This window comes from Pseudomonas sp. P4_C8, from assembly GCF_056401975.1.
Genome location: NZ_JBFUIH010000058.1, coordinates 26,457 through 43,068, shown reverse-complemented (window position 1 = coordinate 43,068; position 16,612 = coordinate 26,457). Strand labels below are relative to the sequence as shown.

Here is a 16,612-nt window from a genome sequence, read left to right as displayed (position 1 = left end):
AACACTTTTAGTGCCGAGGTTCATAGATCAAACCCCAGAAACGACAAAGCCCTGAAAAATCAGGGCTTTGTCGTATAAAGATGGCGGAGGCGATGGGATTCGAACTCATGGACCTGTTACAGTCGACGGTTTTCAAGACCGTTGCCTTAAACCACTCGGCCACACCTCCGTTTGTGTTGCGGGCGCCATAATACCTGAATGAAACACACTGTCAAACTCTCTGCATAGCTTGTTACTGAGCGTCTGTTATGATCTTTGCGACTGAACGTTTCAAACCAACAGGAGTGTCGCCATGCGCGAACAGGATTACGCAGTTAATAACAGCGTGCAGGCTGAGCAGCTAGAGGTTAGCCGCGTCCTGCGCAACACTTACGGCTTACTCGCTCTCACCCTCGCATTCAGCGGCGTGATGGCGTTTGTCGCTCAGCAGATGCGCGTCGGTTACCCGAACGTGTTCGTGGTGCTGATCGGCTTCTACGGCCTTTTCTTCCTCACCAACAAACTCCGTGATTCTGCCTGGGGCCTGGTTTCTGCTTTTGCCCTGACCGGTTTCATGGGTTTCCTGCTCGGCCCGATCCTCAACCGTTACCTGGGAATGCAGGGCGGCGCTGAAGTGGTCAGTTCGGCGTTCGCGATGACGGCGCTGGTGTTCGGTGGTCTGTCGGCTTACGTGCTGATTACCCGCAAGGACATGAGCTTCCTGGGCGGTTTCATCACTGCAGGCTTCTTCGTGCTGCTGGGTGCGACACTGGCGAGCTTCTTCTTCCAGATCAGCGGCCTGCAACTGGCGATCAGCGCAGGTTTCGTGCTGTTCTCCTCGGTCTGCATTTTGTACCAGACCAGCGCCATCATTCATGGCGGCGAGCGCAACTACATCATGGCGACCATCAGCCTGTATGTATCGATCTACAACCTGTTCATCAGCTTGTTGCAGCTGTTCGGCATCATGAGCCGCGATGATTAATCGAAGGCTTTAAGTAAAAAACCCGCTCAGGCGGGTTTTTTATTGCCTGACATTCAGGTCATTCAGTCAATGACAATGCTGCCATCGGCCTGCTGGCGGTAGATGGTGTAGGGCAGCAACAAGGTGTCGAGCGCGCCGGACATGACCACGTCGATCAGCACGACGGCTGGAGCATCGGTGTGGTCTTGTGCATCCAGGCCTTTTTTCAGCGGCGCATTCAAACTGCAAAAATCATAGCTCACACCGCTGTAGATTCGCGGAACTGCACCACAATAGCTCTTCTGTTCCTTGAGACTTGTCGCAGCCACTTCGTCACCGCGCACCACAGTTTGAATCGTCCCGCAGCCCGCCAGCAGCAGCGCCGCCAGTAGCATTGCCTGAGTTTTCATAGACCGCCAATCCTTCGCCGGAAAACCTCAATCTACGCTATTACCCAACAAACAGCACTCATGCCATCRGCGGCAACCGGCGTTTGACCGGGGTTTTCTTGACGATCGCCGTGTTGGTTTCGGCGTGGCTATTCAGGCGGTCGAGGAGGGTGTCCAGTTGTTCCATGGAGCGCACGTGCAGGCGCGCGATGAAGCAATCGTCGCCCGTGACTTTGTCGCACTCGGTGAATTCGGGGATGGCCTGAATCTGTCTCTCCACTTCCTGCAACTGGCCCGGCAGCGGGCGAATCCGCACGATGGCCTGGAGTTGATAGCCAAAGCATTTCGGGTCGATCTCCACGGTGTAGCCCTTGAGCACGCCGCGTTCTTCGAGGCGGCGCAAACGCTCGGCGACACTGGGCGAGGACAAGCCGCTGAGGTGCGCCAGCGCCTTGAGCGAGCGCCTGGAGTCTTCCATCAAGGCGCTGATCAGCACTTGGTCGATGTCGTCGGTCATGGCGAAACCCCTGTAAGGCGATTAGGTGAAACCGCCTTGATAAAAAAGGCAGAAATCGAGTTTAGCCTGCTTTTTGCGCTGGAGAAGCTCCCGAGTAGATTGGCATACTTTGCGCTCAAACACAGGAGTCTGAAGATGGACAAATCAATACGTCGCGGTTCATTTGAGATGACCGCCGCCATGCTGATCTCCGGGACCATTGGCTGGTTCGTGCTGGTGTCCGGGCAACCGGTGCTGGACGTGGTGTTCTGGCGCTGCCTGTTCGGGGCGGGCACCTTGCTGCTGATTTGTGCGGCCTTCGGCTTTTTGCGTCCTGACATTCTGACCCGTACTACGTTCCTGCTGGCAGTGTTCAGTGGCGTGGCAATTGTCGGCAACTGGGTGCTGTTGTTTGCGTCGTATTCGCGCGCCTCGATTGCCATTGGTACGGCGGTGTACAACGTTCAGCCGTTCATGTTGGTCGGCCTGGCCGCGTTGTTCCTCAACGAAAAAATCACCTTGCAGAAACTGTTCTGGCTGGGCATTTCGTTTCTCGGGATGCTGGCGATTGTCAGTGCTCATGGCGGGCAGGGCGAGAGCGGCAATGATTACCTGATGGGGATCGGCCTGGCGCTGGGCGCGGCCTTCCTTTACGCGATTGCCGCGCTGATCATCAAGCGCCTGACCGGTACGCCGCCGCATCTGATCGCATTGATTCAGGTCTGCACCGGGGTGCTGATGCTTGCGCCGTTCGCGCACTTTTCCGCCCTGCCGCAAGCGCCGAGTGCCTGGGCCAGTCTGGTGACACTGGGCATCGTCCACACCGGTGTGATGTATGTGCTGTTGTACGGCGCGATTCAAAAGCTGCCAACCGCATTGACCGGGGCGTTGTCGTTTATCTACCCGATTGCGGCTATTTTTGTCGACTGGTTTGCCTTCGGCCATCGCCTGGAACCGCTGCAATGGCTCGGCGTGGCGGCGATTCTGCTGGCTGCCGCGGGGATGCAACAGGGCTGGGGCTTCAAATCTCGGAAACTGGCGGCACAGTAAGCGTCAGATGTTCCAGCGCGGGGCGGTCTTGACCAGTCGTTGGCGCATCTCGCCGATGTTGGCGGCGAACTGACGGGTCAATAACCGATAGCCGTCTAGCGGGCTGTAGACCGGCGTATCAAGACTTGAGGCTGGCGGCAGGTCGACAGGCCGGCTCAGCCGTTGCGACGCACCGGTTTTCAGCGCCCGCGCCATACCGATCAGTTGCACGCGGATCTGCCGATGCTCCACGGTCATCGCCGACTGCAACTGCGCCATGGCGTTGGGGTCGCGGGCATCCGGGCGGGTGTTGCCGAGGATTTCCAGGGTGCTGACGCACATCCGCAAGTTGCGCTGAATGGCATCCAGTTCAGTCATGGAGATCTTCACTTCCTTGGAAACCGACGGCATCAGCGAGCGCAATTGCACCATCACGGTGTTCAGGCGCCCCATGAGCTTGAGGTGTTCATCGTCGCTGACCGGCTCACCATTGATGATGCGCCCATAGATCGTCGCGCAATCGCGCAAGGCATCGGCCAGGTTGTAGCGCCAGGAAAACACCGCGTACAGCGGTAGCGCGAAGGAAAACGCCAGCGCCAGCGCGATGCCGATCAGAATGTCTACCCCGCGCCACAAGCCGTCCGTGACGGGGTTGTCACCGTGCCCCGCGACAATAAACACGGTGATCGCCGCCAGCAACGCCGTATAGCCGCCCTTGCCAATGGCGTGATACGAGAAAAACCCGCACACCACCGACATGGCGAAATAAGTCAGCCACGGCATCCCGAGCCAGGCCTGTTGCGCGACCAGGACCAGACCGACTCCAGCCCCGATCAAGGTGCCAATGGCTCGCTCGGCGGCTTTTTTGCCGATATTGCCGTGATGCTGTAAGCCACCGATCACCACCAGCATCGTCACCGACGCCCATTCGCCATGGGGCAAATGGATGCCGGTGGTCAGCAGGATTGTCGCCAGCAATCCGAGCGAGACCCGCACCGCGTGGATCAGTCTGGCGTTGCGATAGCGCCGATACGGGTCCAGCAGCGGACGCAGCAATCGGCGCAGCAGCGGTGGCAATCGTTGGCTGAAGGTGCTCAGTCGCTATGTCCTCAGAAAATATAATCAGTGGTCAGGAAGCTTGAACTGCGTCCGCTGATGATCTCGCTGATGAGGTCTTTATTGGTTTCCTGGAACTTGGTGGCAACCAACGTCCGGATCGAAAACACCCGCAACGCATCATGCACTGACAACGTGCCCTCGGCCGAGTTCTTGCGGCCGTTGAACGGGAAGGTGTCCGGGCCGCGCTGGCATTGTGCGTTGAGGTTGATGCGCCCGACCTGGTTGGCGAACGTGTCCACCAGCCGGCCGACCGCGACCGGGTTGGTGCCGAAAATACTCAGCTGCTGGCCGAAGTCCGATTCCAGGACGTAATCGATCACCGTGTCAAGATGGCGGTACGACACAATCGGGATGACCGGGCCGAACTGTTCTTCCTGATAGACGCGCATTTGCGGGGTCACCGGGTACAGCACCGCCGGGTAGAAGAACGAGGCGCGGGCCTGACCGCCGTTGGGATTGACCACCTTGGCCCCTTTGCTTTCGGCGTCCGCCACCAGCGAATGCAGGTAATCGACCTTGCCCGACTCCGGCAACGGTGTCAGCGCCACGCCGCTTTCCCACGGCATGCCGGGTTTGAGGCTGGCGAGTTTAGCGTTGAATTTGTCGATGAAGGCTTCGACCACGTCTTCATGGACGAAGAGGATTTTCAGCGCGGTGCAGCGCTGGCCGTTGAACGACAACGAGCCGGTCACCGCTTCACTTACCGCGTTGTCCAGATCGACCTCCGGCAAGACGATGCCGGGGTTTTTCGCATCAAGGCCCAACGCCGCACGCAAACGGTGCGGTTTGGGGTGAAGTTTTTTCAAATCGCTGGCGGCTTTGTTGGTGCCGATAAACGCGAAGATGTCGATCTTGCCGCTGGCCATCAGCGCGCTGACGGTCTCGCGGCCGCTGCCGTAGATCACGTTGATCACCCCGGCCGGGAAGCTGTCGCGGAATGCTTCCAGCAGCGGACGAATCAACAGCACGCCGAGTTTGGCCGGTTTGAACACCACGGTGTTGCCCATGATCAGCGCCGGAATCAACGTGGTGAAGGTTTCGTTCAGCGGGTAGTTGTAGGGGCCCATGCACAGGGCTACGCCGAGCGGGACGCGACGGATCTGGCCGAGGGTGTCCTGTTCCAGTTCGAAACGGCTGGAGCGGCGGTCGAGCTCCTTCAACGCATTGATGGTGTCGACGATGTAATCGCAGGTGCGGTCGAACTCTTTTTCCGAGTCCTTGAGGTTTTTGCCGATCTCCCACATCAGCAGCTTGACCACCGCCTCACGCTGCTCGCGCATGCGACCCAAAAAGGCTTCGACGTGCTGGATGCGTTCGGCGACCCGCATGGTCGGCCACAAGCCCTGGCCACGGTCATAAGCTCGGACGGCGGCGTCCAGGGCGGTCAGCGCGGTGTCGGCATCCAGCAAGGGGGTGCTGCCGAGGATCACTTGCTCGTCACCATTAGCGCCGGTCAGATAAACCGGGCTTCGGACCTGGGCGAGAGGCCCGGACCAGGTTTTCAGTTCGCCATCGACCAGGTACTCACGCTGCTCGGTCTGGCCGTCGAGGCGGTACTTTTCCGGGATGTCGGCGTGGCTCGGGAACAGGTTGTCGAGAATATTGGTTGTGGTCATGTCGCTACCCCCTCTGGATTAGGTGATGCCTTGGTGAAACGTTTTAGCAGACCTCGGCATCGCTTGTCATGACTCATCTTGGTGATTTGCGGCACAGCGTGATGGCGCGTGGATATCCCGGCACCTCAGAAGCCCCCTTGTTGGCCCCCAATGCCCTCAACCCGCCCACGCGGGGTGCCTTAGTGTTGAGCTCTCCTTGATCACAACAAAAAAAGAGCATCCGACTGACGGGGCACTTAGAGGACCACCATGCGGGAACGCCGATTCACTGAAAAGCCTAGCCTTAGTTTTGCTCTGGTGGGGGGGCGTCTTCGCGGCGTTGCTCGCGGGGTGTGGCGAAGAGCCGAAAAGCCCGGTCACGTACAGCGGAGCGGCCACCGCCCGAACCGAACGCAGCCTCGCAGGCTCGGCAGCTGCTACAGGACGCTGCACACAAACCCTCGTGCTCCGGTTAAACTCCGTGCTCATTTTCAAGGAGTTCATATGAGTTATTACCAGCCGGGCATTCTCGCCACCCCCGTTCCGCCTCAAGCCCGCCATATGTTCTTCGCCCTCGAATCCGCCGAAGCATTGCCGGTTGCGCTCAACAACTTGATGCAACTGGTGGACTGGAAGTCGGCTGTCGTCGGTTTCGGGGCATCGCTGGTCAAGGCATTGCACGCGCAGATCGATGGCCTGCGAGCCTTTCCGGCGTTGACCGGGGTTGGTGTCGATAACCCGTCGACGCAACACGCACTCTGGTGCTGGTTGCACGGCGTCGACCGGGGTGAATTGCTCAATCGCAGCCAGGCCATCGAAGCCGCTCTGGCGCCGGCCCTGCGCCTGGTGCAGATGAACGAAACCTTCCGCCACATGACCGGCCATGACCTGACCGGTTACGAAGACGGCACCGAAAACCCGCACGACGACGCCGCTGTCGCCGCCGCACTGTTGAGCGAAGGCGCGGAAGGCCTGGTCGGTGGCAGCTTTGCCGCGATCCAGCAGTGGCAGCATGACCTCAAAGGCTTCCACGCGATGCCGTCCCATGAGAAGGACAACATTATGGGCCGTCGTTTGAGCGACAACGAAGAGCTCGACGATGCGCCGGTCTCGGCTCACGTCAAACGCACCGCCCAGGAAAGCTTCGCGCCCGAGGCATTCATCGTCCGTCGTTCGATGCCATGGATCGAAGGTGATCACGCGGGCCTGATGTTCCTTGCGTTCGGCTTTTCCCTCGACGCCTTTGAAGCGCAACTGCGGCGCATGAGCGGTCTGGAAGACGGCATCACAGACGGCTTGTACCGCATCAGTCGACCGATCACCGGCGGCTACTACTGGTGCCCACCGCTCAAGGACGGTCAGCTGGACCTGCGCGCCTTGCGCATTGGCTAACGAACAGGAGATGAACATGGACGTGGTGCGTTGGGGCATGATTGGTTGTGGCAGTGTCGCCGAGCGCAAGAGCGGGCCGGCCTTTTACAAGGCGCCCGGCTCGGCGTTGGTGGCGGTGATGGGGCGGCGTATCGACGCGGTGACGGATTACGCCACACGCCATGGCATCGCCCGGGTGTACACCGACGCGCAAGCGCTGATCAATGATCCCGAGGTGGACGCGGTGTACATCGCCACGCCACCAGACAGTCATCACGCCTACAGCCTGTTGGTAGCCGCCGCCGGCAAACATTGCTGTGTGGAAAAACCGATGTCGCTGAATGCCGGGCAAAGCCGCGAGATGGAAAAGGTTTTTGCCAACGCTGGATTGCACCTGTTCGTTTCCTACTACCGACGCTCGCTGCCGCGCTTCCAGCAAGTGCGTCAGTGGCTGGAAGCGGGGCGGATAGGCGAGGTCCGGCACCTGACCTGGACGCTGACCAAAGCCCCGTCGCCAATCGATCTGGGCGGCATGCACAACTGGCGCACAGACCCGGGCATTGCCGGTGGCGGTTACTTCGCTGACCTCGCCAGCCACGGGTTTGACCTGTTCCAGTACCTGCTCGGTGACATCACCGACGTCGCCGGTTTCACCGCGCGACAGGCCGGGCTGTATACCGCCGAAGATGCCGTCAGCGCCAGTTGGCGGTTTGCTTCCGGCGCAACGGGTATGGGCTGCTGGAACTTCGTGGCGGATCGTCGCGAGGACCGGGTCGAGGTGATCGGCAGCCAGGGCCGAATCAGTTTTTCGGTGTTCGATGAGCATCCGGTGCAGCTTCACGCGGATGAACATATCAGCCTGCACATCGATCATCACGAACACATCCAGTGGCATCACGTGCTGGGCATCAACGCGCATATTCGCGGCGAAGCGCAGCATCCGGCAGTGGCCGGGGAAGCGCTGAAAACCGATTGGGTGATGGACCAGATCCTCAAGCGCCACTAGCGCCCACTGAACCACACCGATGTAGCAGCTGAGGAGCACCGCGAGGCTGCGTCCGGCGGCGCAGCCGTCGTGAAATCAGAGAGTGCGGTGTGTCAGGAAAACCTTGCATGCAGGGTTTACGACGGCTGCGCCGCCGGACGCAGCCTCGCGGTGCTCCGCAGCTGCTACAAAGGATTGTGCTCGTTCGGCGAATCTAACCTTATGCTCAAACAGTATTTCTCAACCCTCATCGGGCCTCTCTAAGATCACGTCATAACTCGTTATAACAAGTGATCTGCCATGACCGATAACGTTCTATCCCTCAGTAGCGTCCCGTTACACACCCAACTGCGTGACGTGCTGCGCGCCCGCATCCTCGACGGTGAATACCCGCAAGACAGCCAGATGCCTTCCGAAAGCGAACTCGGCGCGCTGTTCAAAGTCAGCCGGATCACCGTGCGCCAGGCCTTGGGAGATCTGCAGAAAGAAGGGCTGATCTTCAAGATTCACGGCAAAGGCACCTTCGTCGCCAAACCGAAAACCTTCCAGAACGTCAGCACGCTGCAAGGCCTGGCCGAGTCCATGAACGGTCGCGGCTACGAGGTGATCAACCGCCTGCGCAGCTTCAAATTCATCGCCGCCGACAAACTTGTCGCCGAGTGCTTGCAGGTCGCTGAAGGTGAAATCGTGGCACAGATCAAACGGTTGCGGCTGATCAACCGCGAGCCGATCTCGCTTGAAATTACCTACCTGCCCAAAACCCTCGGCGAACGGCTGGAGAAGTCTGATCTGGTCACCCGCGATATTTTCCTGATCCTCGAAAACGACTGCGGCCTGGTCCTCGGTCACGCCGACCTGGCCATCGATGCGGTCTTGGCCGACAGCGACCTGACCCACGCGCTGAACGTCGAATCGGGCTCGCCGATCATGCGCATTGAGCGGCTCACCCACGATGCCAGCGGCCAACCCGTGGACTTCGAACACCTTTACTACCGTGGCGATGCCTTCCAGTACCGCTTGCGGATCGACCGGCAAAAAGGGACGCAGGCATGACGCACAGCTCAATAACCAGAAGCACTTTGGAGCAGGAATACGACATCGTCGTGATCGGTGGCGGCACTGCGGGGCCGATGGCGGCGATCAAGGCCAAGGAACGCAACCGCGACCTGCGCGTGTTGTTGATCGACAAGGCCAACGTCAAACGTAGCGGCGCGATCAGCATGGGCATGGACGGGCTGAACAACGCGATCATTCCCGGCCACTCGACGCCCGAGCAGTACACCAAGGAAATCACCATCGCCAACGACGGCATCGTCAATCAGGCAGCGGTGTACGCCTACGCGACTCACAGCTTTGAAACCATCGAGCAACTGGACCGATGGGGCGTGAAATTCGAGAAGGACGAGACCGGCGACTACGCGGTGAAAAAGGTCCACCACATGGGCGCTTACGTGCTGCCGATGCCGGAAGGGCATGACATCAAAAAGGTTTTGTATCGCCAGTTGAAACGGGCACGGGTCAGCATCACCAATCGCCTGGTCTGCACCCGATTACTGACCGATGAAGAGGGCGCGGTCAACGGTGTGATGGGCTTCGATTGCCGCACCGCGGACTTCCATGTGATCAAGGCCAAAGCGGTGATTCTGTGCTGCGGGGCCGCCGGGCGCCTGGGGTTGCCATCCTCGGGATACTTGATGGGCACCTACGAAAACCCGACCAATGCCGGCGACGGTTACGCCATGGCCTATCACGCCGGTGCCGAACTGGCGAACCTGGAATGCTTCCAGATCAACCCGCTGATCAAGGACTACAACGGCCCGGCCTGCGCCTACGTCACCGGTCCCTTGGGAGGCTACACCGCCAACAACAAGGGCGAACGCTTCATCGAGTGTGACTACTGGAGCGGCCAGATGATGTGGGAGTTCCACCAGGAACTCGAAAGCGGCAACGGCCCGGTGTTTCTCAAACTCGATCACCTGGCCGAGGAAACCATCCAGAACATCGAAGAGATCCTGCACAGCAACGAACGCCCGAGTCGCGGCCAGTTTCACGCCAATCGCGGGACTGACTACCGCACGCAGATGGTCGAGATGCACATCTCCGAGATCGGTTTTTGCAGTGGGCATTCGGCGTCGGGTGTGTGGGTCAACGAGCGAGCGGAAACTTCGGTCAAGGGCTTGTATTCGGCCGGTGACATGGCGGCGGTGCCGCACAACTACATGCTCGGCGCGTTCACCTATGGCTGGTTTGCCGGCAACAACGCGGCGGACTTTGTCACCGGACGCGAGTTTACATCGCTGGATGTGGATCAAATCGAAACCGAAAAAGCCCGGGTTTACGCACCGCTGGACCGCGAACACGGCCTGCCACCTGCGCAAGTCGAGTACAAGCTGCGGCGTTTTGTGAACGACTACCTGCAACCGCCGAAAGTAACGAAGAAAATGCAGATCGGCCTGCAACGCTTCAGCGATATCCAGCGCGACCTCGATCAGATCAAGGCCCACAACGCCCACGAACTGATGCGCGCCATGGAAGTCAGCATGATCCGCGACTGCGCCGAAATGGCCGCCCGCGCCTCACTGTTCCGCGCCGAAAGCCGCTGGGGGCTTTACCACTATCGGGTCGATCACCCGCAACGCAACGACAGCGACTGGTTCTGCCATTGCCACTTGAAGAAGGGTGAGGACGGTCTGATGACCAGTTTCAAGAAAGCCGTCGAGCCTTACATTATTCCGCTGGACGCCGATGAAATGCAGGCTTACGACCGGCTGCGGGTCGGCGCCTTTGCGGCCTGAGCATCACCAAAAGAGAGACCGCCAAATGGCTTATCAACCCCAGGAAATCTTCTTTCGCTCCAACGCGCCGGTAACGGTCGACGAGGATCTTTGCATCGCCCACAAAGGCTGCACCGTGTGCGTCGACGTCTGCCCGATGGACCTGCTGGCGATCAACCCTGCCACGCAAAAAGCCTATATGGCGTTCGACGAATGCTGGTACTGCATGCCCTGTGAAAAGGACTGCCCGACCGGAGCGGTGAAAGTTGAAATTCCTTACCTGTTGCGCTGAGTGAGCGCATTCAATCTCCATTGAATGACAGGACGCCTTCGCGAGCAGGCTCGCTCCCACAGGGAAATGCATTCCAGTCAGGGAAATGCATTCCAACAGGGAAATGCATTCCAACAGGGAAATGCATTCCAACAGGAAAATGCATTCCAACAGGGAAATGCAATCTAAATGTGGGAGCGAGCCTGCTCGCGAAGAGGCCAGCCCAGACAACAAAAAGCCATCCGGCAACACCGGACGCCAGCGTCAAACACCCCTCGTTTCCCACCGCGCCCAGATCGTGGCGGAGACGAACACTCAATAAACGATTCGAGGGGATACACCTATGTTGCGTGCAGCATTAGCCGGTCTGGTACTGGCCTCATTCACCCTGTCGGCCTCCGCCGAAACCATCCGCATTGCCATCGGCACCCAGGACACCACCATCAATTGCGCCGCCGGCGGATTGCTGATTCGTGAACTGGGTCTGCTCGATAAATACCTGCCTCACGACGGCCAATACAAAGACGCCAAATACGAGGTCGAGTGGAAAAACTTCACCAGTGGCGCACCGCTGACCAACGAAATGGTCGCCGGCAAACTCGACTTCGGCGCCATGGCCGATTTCCCCGGCTCGTTCAACGGCGTGGCGTTCGAAACCGCCGGTAAACACAGCCTGTTCATCAGCGTGCTCTCGGGCAGCATCAAGGGCAGCGGCAACGGCATCGTGGTGCCGAGTGCTTCGGGTGTGCAGTCGTTGGCAGAGTTGAAGGGCAAAACCATTTCCGTGCCGTTCGCCTCGACGGCCCATGGGATGTTGCTGCGTGCCGTGGCGGCCCAGGGTTGGGACCCGCTCAAAGACGTCAACATCATCGCCCAACCGCCAGAAGTCGCAGGCTCTGCGTTACAGGCCGGGAAGATCGACGCTCACGCCGATTTCGTGCCGTTTGCCGAACTGTTCCCGAGCCGTGGGTTTGCTCGCAAGATTTACGACGGCGCCCAGGCCGGCGCACCGACGTTCCACGGCGCGTTGGTGGATCAGGCGTACGCGAAGAAGTACCCGGAAATCGTCGTCGCTTATCTGCGGGCGAGCCTCGAGGCCAATCAGTTGCTGGCGGCTGAGCCGGAGAAGTACAGCGAACTGATCGCCAAAGTCACCGGCGTCGATGCCGAGGTCAACTACCTGTTCCATGGCCCGCTCGGCGTGCAAACCCGCGACCTGAGCTGGAAGCCGGAATACCGTCAGGCGGTGGGCACCGCCATCGATACGCTCAAGTTGTTGAAGAAGGCTGATCGCGGTCTCGATCTCAATACCTTTATCGACGATCAGTACATCCGCGCTGCGTTCAAGGCTTCGAACCTGGATTACACCGCGCAACTGACCAACTACGAGCAGACGCCTCTGAAGGCAGTGGATGCGGCGAGCGGTAAAGCGATCACTGACTTCAGTCATGTGGCGGAAATCTGGGTGCGCGGAGAGCCGAAGGTTCGGCAGTACGCCTCGGCGCAAGCGGCGTTCACCGCGTTGGCCGGTTTGAAGTCGGAAGGCAAAAACATCCGCGCGGTGTATACCCAGGCCAACGACAGCGGGATCAAGTTGCTGGCGGATCAGGCGTGGTTTGCCAGTGATGCAAAGGGGCAACTCAGCGCCTTCTTGCTCAAAGGTCAGGCCCAACAATTCGCCACGGCCCAGGGCGGAAAGGTCTTCGACTTCACCGAAGCCACCACCCAGACCGTCACCGCCCGCTAACCCCAGAACACCGAAACCCCTGTAGGAGCCGGCTTGCTGGCGATTGCGATCCGACATTCAACATTGATGCTGGCTGTCCCGCCGTCTTCGCCAGCAAGCCGGCTCCTACAGGTTTGAATTGAGAGGAAGAATTGTGTACCGATCTTATGCACGCTGGATTCCAAGAGCCGCTTCATTGTTGCTCTGCCTGCTGTTCTGGCAACTCGCCGCCAGCGGTCACTGGAACCTCGGCCTGGTCACCTTCGCCAACGTCCCGACCCCACTGGCCGTCATCCAGGCCGCGTTGGGCCTCGGCGATTCTGGCAAGCTCGCCCAGCACCTGAGCAGCAGTCTCAGCCGGGTCTTCGCCGGCTACCTCGCCGCGCTGCTCATCGGCATCGCTCTGGGCGTGGCCATCGGCCGCTCGAAATGGGCCGAAGACTTGCTGCTGCCGCCATTGGAAGTCCTGCGCCCAATCCCCGCCGTCGCCTGGATTCCGCTGGCCATCCTGATGTTCCCATCTTCAGAGCTGTCGATGGTCTTCATCACCTTCACCGGCGCGCTGTTCCCGATTCTGCTCAACACCGTGCACGGCGTCGAAGGCGTCGACCCACGCCTGATCGCCTCGGCCAAAAGCCTTGGGGCAGGGCGTCGGGCGATTCTGCTGGAGGTGATTTTGCCGGGCGCCGCGCCGAGCATCATCATCGGCCTGGCCATCGGCATGGGCACTTCATGGTTCTGCCTGGTGACGGCGGAAATGATCTCCGGCCAATACGGCATCGGCTATTACACCTGGGAGTCCTACACCATCCAAAACTACGCCGACATCGTCGTTGGCATGTTGCTGATCGGTGTACTCGGGATGGGCAGCAGCCTGCTGATCAAACGTCTCGGCGGGCTGTTCACGCCGTGGCACCGACCACGAGGAAAAGCCTGATGAGCGTGATGCAAACCCCGGAAGGGCGGATTGATATTCGCCAGTTGTCCATCGTCCTCGGTGATGGGCCGCAGGCCTTCGAAGCCGTGCAAGGTCTGGATTGCCAGATTGAAGCGGGGCAGTTCGTGTGCATTCTCGGGCCGTCCGGTTGCGGCAAATCGACCTTGCTCGGCGCGTTGGCCGGGCACCTGCAACCGCGATCCGGCAGCCTCAACGTCGATGGCGCGCAGGTCTCGGGCCCGTCGCCGCAGCGCGGCATGGTGTTCCAGCACCACACGCTGTTCCCTTGGCGAACCGTGCGCGATAACGTCGCTTTCGGCTTGAAAATGCGCGGCATGGGTAAAGCCGAACGCCACGCAACCGCCGATGAAATCCTTGCATTAGTGGGCCTTGAAGGGTTCGCCGAGCGCTGGCCGGATCAGCTCTCCGGCGGCATGCAACAGCGGGTGGAAATCGCCCGGGTGCTGATCAACCGCCCGCGTCTATTGCTGATGGACGAACCCTTCGGCGCCCTCGACGCGCTGACCCGATTGAACATGCAGGAACTGCTGCTGGACATCTGGACGCGGATTCGCACCACCGTGGTGTTCGTCACCCATGACATCGACGAAGCATTGTTTCTCGCTGATCGCCTGCTGGTCATGAGTTCGCGTCCCGGCCGGATCATCGAAGACCTGCGCCTCGACTTCCCAAGGCCACGCACCACCGAACTGGTGACGAGCCATGAGTTTTCCCGCTTGAAACGCCATTGCCTCGAATTACTGCGTCACGAAGACGGTCGGCAGTTACCGCGCCTGAACCCTCTCGGACTTCCCCCTGAAAACAAACTGCCGCGATTTGCCCTATGACCTCACTATTCGATGTAACCGATAACGACGACATTCTCGCCCTGCAACCGCGCCTGACCGATGACGATCCGGGCATACGTCGCATTGCTCTGATCGAATTGGCCGACCTCGAAGAACCGGACGGCTTGTTATGGCTGGTCAACCGACTGGCGCACGATCCGACCGAAGAAGTCCGCGCCGAAGCCGCACGCTTGCTTGAAGCCTGGGAGGAGGAACCTGTGGTCGAAGCGCTGTGCCAGGCGCTGACCGATCCCTCGTTGGCCGTGCAATCGGCCGCGGCGCAAAGTCTCAGTCTGCTCAAAAGCGAGGCGGCAGGCCGGGTGATTCTGCCGTGGACCGGGCATGCCGAGGCCAGCGTGCGCATTGCCGCGTTCAGGGCGTTGCGTGAGTTGCGTTTCCCCGATGCCGCCGCTGCCGCTTTAGCCGCGTTGAAGGATGCAGACGCCAGCGTTCGCCGCGAGGCGGTTGGCGTGCTCGGTTGGCTCAAACAGCTCGATGCGTTGCCGGCTTTGGCGAGATTGGCCAGCACCGATCCCGACACCGAAGTCCGCCGCGCCGCCACCGGCGCCCTCGGTCTGGCCTCCGATGCTCAAGTGCTGCCAGCGCTGCGCCAGGCCTTGCAAGACGAAGCCTGGCAAGTGCGCGAAGAGGCCGCGACCACGTTGGGCAAAGTCGGCCACATTGACGCGGGTCCCGCATTGATCGAGGCCTTGAGCGACGATTACTGGCAAGTCCGCCTGCGCGCCACTCGCAGCCTCGGTCGTTTGCGTTACGCCCCGGCCCTTGAAGCCTTGATCGAAACCCTCGGCCACCGCATCAGCAACCTGCGCAAGGAAGCCGCGCTGGCCCTCGGCGAATTGAACGACATGGGGGCCATCGCCCCCTTGCAGGCCGCGCAAGACGACGGCGACCCGGAAGTGCGCAAAGCCGTGCGCATCGCCTTGAGTCAACTGCTATGAACCCGGTGGCAGTGGGTAATTCCCAAGGTAAACAGCAGCTGCGATTGAACTGGCCGGATGGGCGTGAGCAATTGCTGGGTCATGCTGAACTGAGGCGTCAGTGCCCGTGCTCGCAATGTCGGGCGTTTCGGTTGCAAGGTCTGACAGTGAAGGTCGATGAGCGCATTCGAGTGATTGAACTCAACCAACAGGGCTACGGCCTGCAACTGATCTTCAGCGACGGCCACGAACGCGGCATCTACCCGTGGGCCTACCTGGCACAACTCACTCCCGAAACCACTCCATAACCCTTGTGGGAGCGAGCCTGCTCGCGAAAGCGGTGGGTCAGTCGACATCGATGCTGAATGTCAGTCCGCCTTCGCGGGCAAGTCGGATCGCCGCATCGCCGCTCCTACAGGGGATCTGTGTGGGTCAGAAGGATTTGCTGACACTCGCCACCACGGTCGCACTGCACACGTCGTCAAACCCCCAGTTGCTGGCGCATTGGCTTTTCGACAGGTCGGTGTCGATGTAGCTCAAGCCCAGCAGCACCCCGGCCAGTTCGTGGGTCAGTTTGACTTCCCACTCGCGGTACGAGTCCTCGGCATGGCCCGAGCTCGAGTACAGGTACGGATCCTTGAAGTCCATGTTGCCATAGCGCAGTTTCAGGCCGGTGTCGTAAGGCAATTGGGTTTCGTAACCGACATAGCTGTACAGCGAATTCTGCTTGCTATCGACGCCCGGCGCATCGTCGGAGTAATAGGCGCCGAGTTTCACCCCGTAGACACTGAGAATGCCGTAGACCTCGCTCTGATTGAACTGACTTTCTTTCGGGTACGTGTATCGCAGATAGCCAATGTCCAGGTTGACGTCCTCGGTGGCTTCCCAAAGCCAACCGGCGTAGTAGTCGATTTCCTGACGGGTTTTCAGGCCGCCGCCGAAGTCGACGTTCGAACTCCAGGCCCCCACGTACAAACCCGTGCTGTGGGCCAGCGTCACGCCGGCCTGCACGGCGGGATCATTCTGTGTTTGCGAAATGCCACGGGAGCGGTAATCGCTCGCCAGGGTCAGGTCCACCAGGACGGAAAAGTCGTCATTCAAGACGATGGCCTGGCTGCTCAACGGCAGCAGACTCAAGGAACCGAGGGCGAACAGGGTGAAAGCTTTCATGAGTACAGTCCCGATATTGTG

General features: G+C 59.9%; 17 protein-coding genes and 1 tRNA gene. 12 read left to right on the top strand and 6 right to left on the bottom strand.

What is annotated here, in order from left to right:
• Window positions 1-81 precede the first annotated feature (81 nt).
• Window positions 82-169: transfer RNA gene (locus AC1DWM_RS26545), tRNA-Ser, on the bottom strand.
• A 123-nt stretch (window positions 170-292) separates the two neighbouring features.
• Here AC1DWM_RS26545 and AC1DWM_RS26540 point away from each other — a divergent pair.
• Window positions 293-964: a Bax inhibitor-1/YccA family protein gene (locus tag AC1DWM_RS26540; protein ID WP_223513046.1), complete on the top strand. Its 672-nt coding sequence runs from the start codon at window positions 293-295 to the stop codon at window positions 962-964.
• Window positions 965-1,026: 62 nt separating this feature from the next.
• Here the strand turns inward: AC1DWM_RS26540 and AC1DWM_RS26535 are convergent, their stop codons facing one another.
• Both AC1DWM_RS26535 and AC1DWM_RS26530 read right to left on the bottom strand, forming a co-directional pair.
• A complete protein-coding gene (locus AC1DWM_RS26535; protein ID WP_477796552.1) occupies window positions 1,027-1,353 on the bottom strand; it encodes a YceK/YidQ family lipoprotein in 327 nt (108 codons plus the stop codon).
• A 58-nt stretch (window positions 1,354-1,411) separates the two neighbouring features.
• The gene (locus AC1DWM_RS26530; protein WP_477796551.1) at window positions 1,412-1,849 is read right to left on the bottom strand and encodes an Lrp/AsnC family transcriptional regulator; all 438 of its coding nucleotides are present in this window, start codon (window positions 1,847-1,849) and stop codon (window positions 1,412-1,414) included.
• A 135-nt stretch (window positions 1,850-1,984) separates the two neighbouring features.
• Between AC1DWM_RS26530 and AC1DWM_RS26525 the strand changes: the two genes are divergently transcribed.
• Entirely contained in the window at window positions 1,985-2,878 is an 894-nt protein-coding gene (locus AC1DWM_RS26525) for a DMT family transporter (RefSeq protein ID WP_452626874.1), read from the top strand.
• Window positions 2,879-2,881: 3 nt separating this feature from the next.
• Here the strand turns inward: AC1DWM_RS26525 and AC1DWM_RS26520 are convergent, their stop codons facing one another.
• A complete protein-coding gene (locus AC1DWM_RS26520) occupies window positions 2,882-3,925 on the bottom strand; it encodes an FUSC family protein (protein WP_223513869.1) in 1,044 nt (347 codons plus the stop codon).
• A gap of 41 nt (window positions 3,926-3,966) precedes the next feature.
• On the bottom strand, window positions 3,967-5,592 hold the full coding sequence (locus AC1DWM_RS26515) for an NADP-dependent glyceraldehyde-3-phosphate dehydrogenase (protein ID WP_477796550.1): 1,626 nt from the start codon (window positions 5,590-5,592) through the stop codon (window positions 3,967-3,969).
• A 483-nt stretch (window positions 5,593-6,075) separates the two neighbouring features.
• Between AC1DWM_RS26515 and AC1DWM_RS26510 the strand changes: the two genes are divergently transcribed.
• From AC1DWM_RS26510 to AC1DWM_RS26465, 10 genes are all read left to right on the top strand, one after another.
• Window positions 6,076-6,963, top strand: a complete 888-nt coding sequence (locus AC1DWM_RS26510; protein ID WP_223513059.1) for a Dyp-type peroxidase — start codon at window positions 6,076-6,078, stop codon at window positions 6,961-6,963.
• 16 nt (window positions 6,964-6,979) lie between these two features.
• A complete protein-coding gene (locus AC1DWM_RS26505; RefSeq protein ID WP_477796549.1) occupies window positions 6,980-7,948 on the top strand; it encodes a Gfo/Idh/MocA family protein in 969 nt (322 codons plus the stop codon).
• A gap of 279 nt (window positions 7,949-8,227) precedes the next feature.
• Window positions 8,228-8,980 carry a GntR family transcriptional regulator gene (locus AC1DWM_RS26500; RefSeq protein WP_477796548.1) on the top strand — a complete coding sequence of 251 codons (753 nt, stop codon included), beginning with the start codon at window positions 8,228-8,230 and terminating at the stop codon, window positions 8,978-8,980.
• Complete coding sequence (locus AC1DWM_RS26495; RefSeq protein WP_477796547.1) at window positions 8,977-10,722, top strand: fumarate reductase/succinate dehydrogenase flavoprotein subunit; 1,746 nt, start codon at window positions 8,977-8,979, stop codon at window positions 10,720-10,722. The genes AC1DWM_RS26500 and AC1DWM_RS26495 overlap by 4 nt, the downstream gene beginning before the upstream one ends.
• A 25-nt stretch (window positions 10,723-10,747) precedes the next feature.
• A complete protein-coding gene (locus tag AC1DWM_RS26490; protein WP_007946457.1) occupies window positions 10,748-10,993 on the top strand; it encodes a 4Fe-4S dicluster domain-containing protein in 246 nt (81 codons plus the stop codon).
• A 322-nt stretch (window positions 10,994-11,315) separates the two neighbouring features.
• Complete coding sequence (locus AC1DWM_RS26485) at window positions 11,316-12,719, top strand: ABC transporter substrate-binding protein (RefSeq protein ID WP_223513073.1); 1,404 nt, start codon at window positions 11,316-11,318, stop codon at window positions 12,717-12,719.
• 133 nt (window positions 12,720-12,852) lie between these two features.
• A complete protein-coding gene (locus tag AC1DWM_RS26480; RefSeq protein ID WP_477796546.1) occupies window positions 12,853-13,635 on the top strand; it encodes an ABC transporter permease in 783 nt (260 codons plus the stop codon).
• Complete coding sequence (locus AC1DWM_RS26475; protein WP_223513075.1) at window positions 13,635-14,483, top strand: ABC transporter ATP-binding protein; 849 nt, start codon at window positions 13,635-13,637, stop codon at window positions 14,481-14,483. The genes AC1DWM_RS26480 and AC1DWM_RS26475 overlap by 1 nt, the downstream gene beginning before the upstream one ends.
• Window positions 14,480-15,442: a HEAT repeat domain-containing protein gene (locus AC1DWM_RS26470; RefSeq protein ID WP_223513076.1), complete on the top strand. Its 963-nt coding sequence runs from the start codon at window positions 14,480-14,482 to the stop codon at window positions 15,440-15,442. The genes AC1DWM_RS26475 and AC1DWM_RS26470 overlap by 4 nt, the downstream gene beginning before the upstream one ends.
• Window positions 15,439-15,729, top strand: coding sequence for a DUF971 domain-containing protein (locus AC1DWM_RS26465; RefSeq protein ID WP_223513078.1), 291 nt, complete (start codon window positions 15,439-15,441; stop codon window positions 15,727-15,729). Before AC1DWM_RS26470 ends, AC1DWM_RS26465 begins: the two co-directional genes overlap by 4 nt.
• A 124-nt stretch (window positions 15,730-15,853) precedes the next feature.
• Here the strand turns inward: AC1DWM_RS26465 and AC1DWM_RS26460 are convergent, their stop codons facing one another.
• Window positions 15,854-16,591: a TorF family putative porin gene (locus tag AC1DWM_RS26460; protein WP_477796545.1), complete on the bottom strand. Its 738-nt coding sequence runs from the start codon at window positions 16,589-16,591 to the stop codon at window positions 15,854-15,856.
• Window positions 16,592-16,612 lie beyond the last annotated feature (21 nt).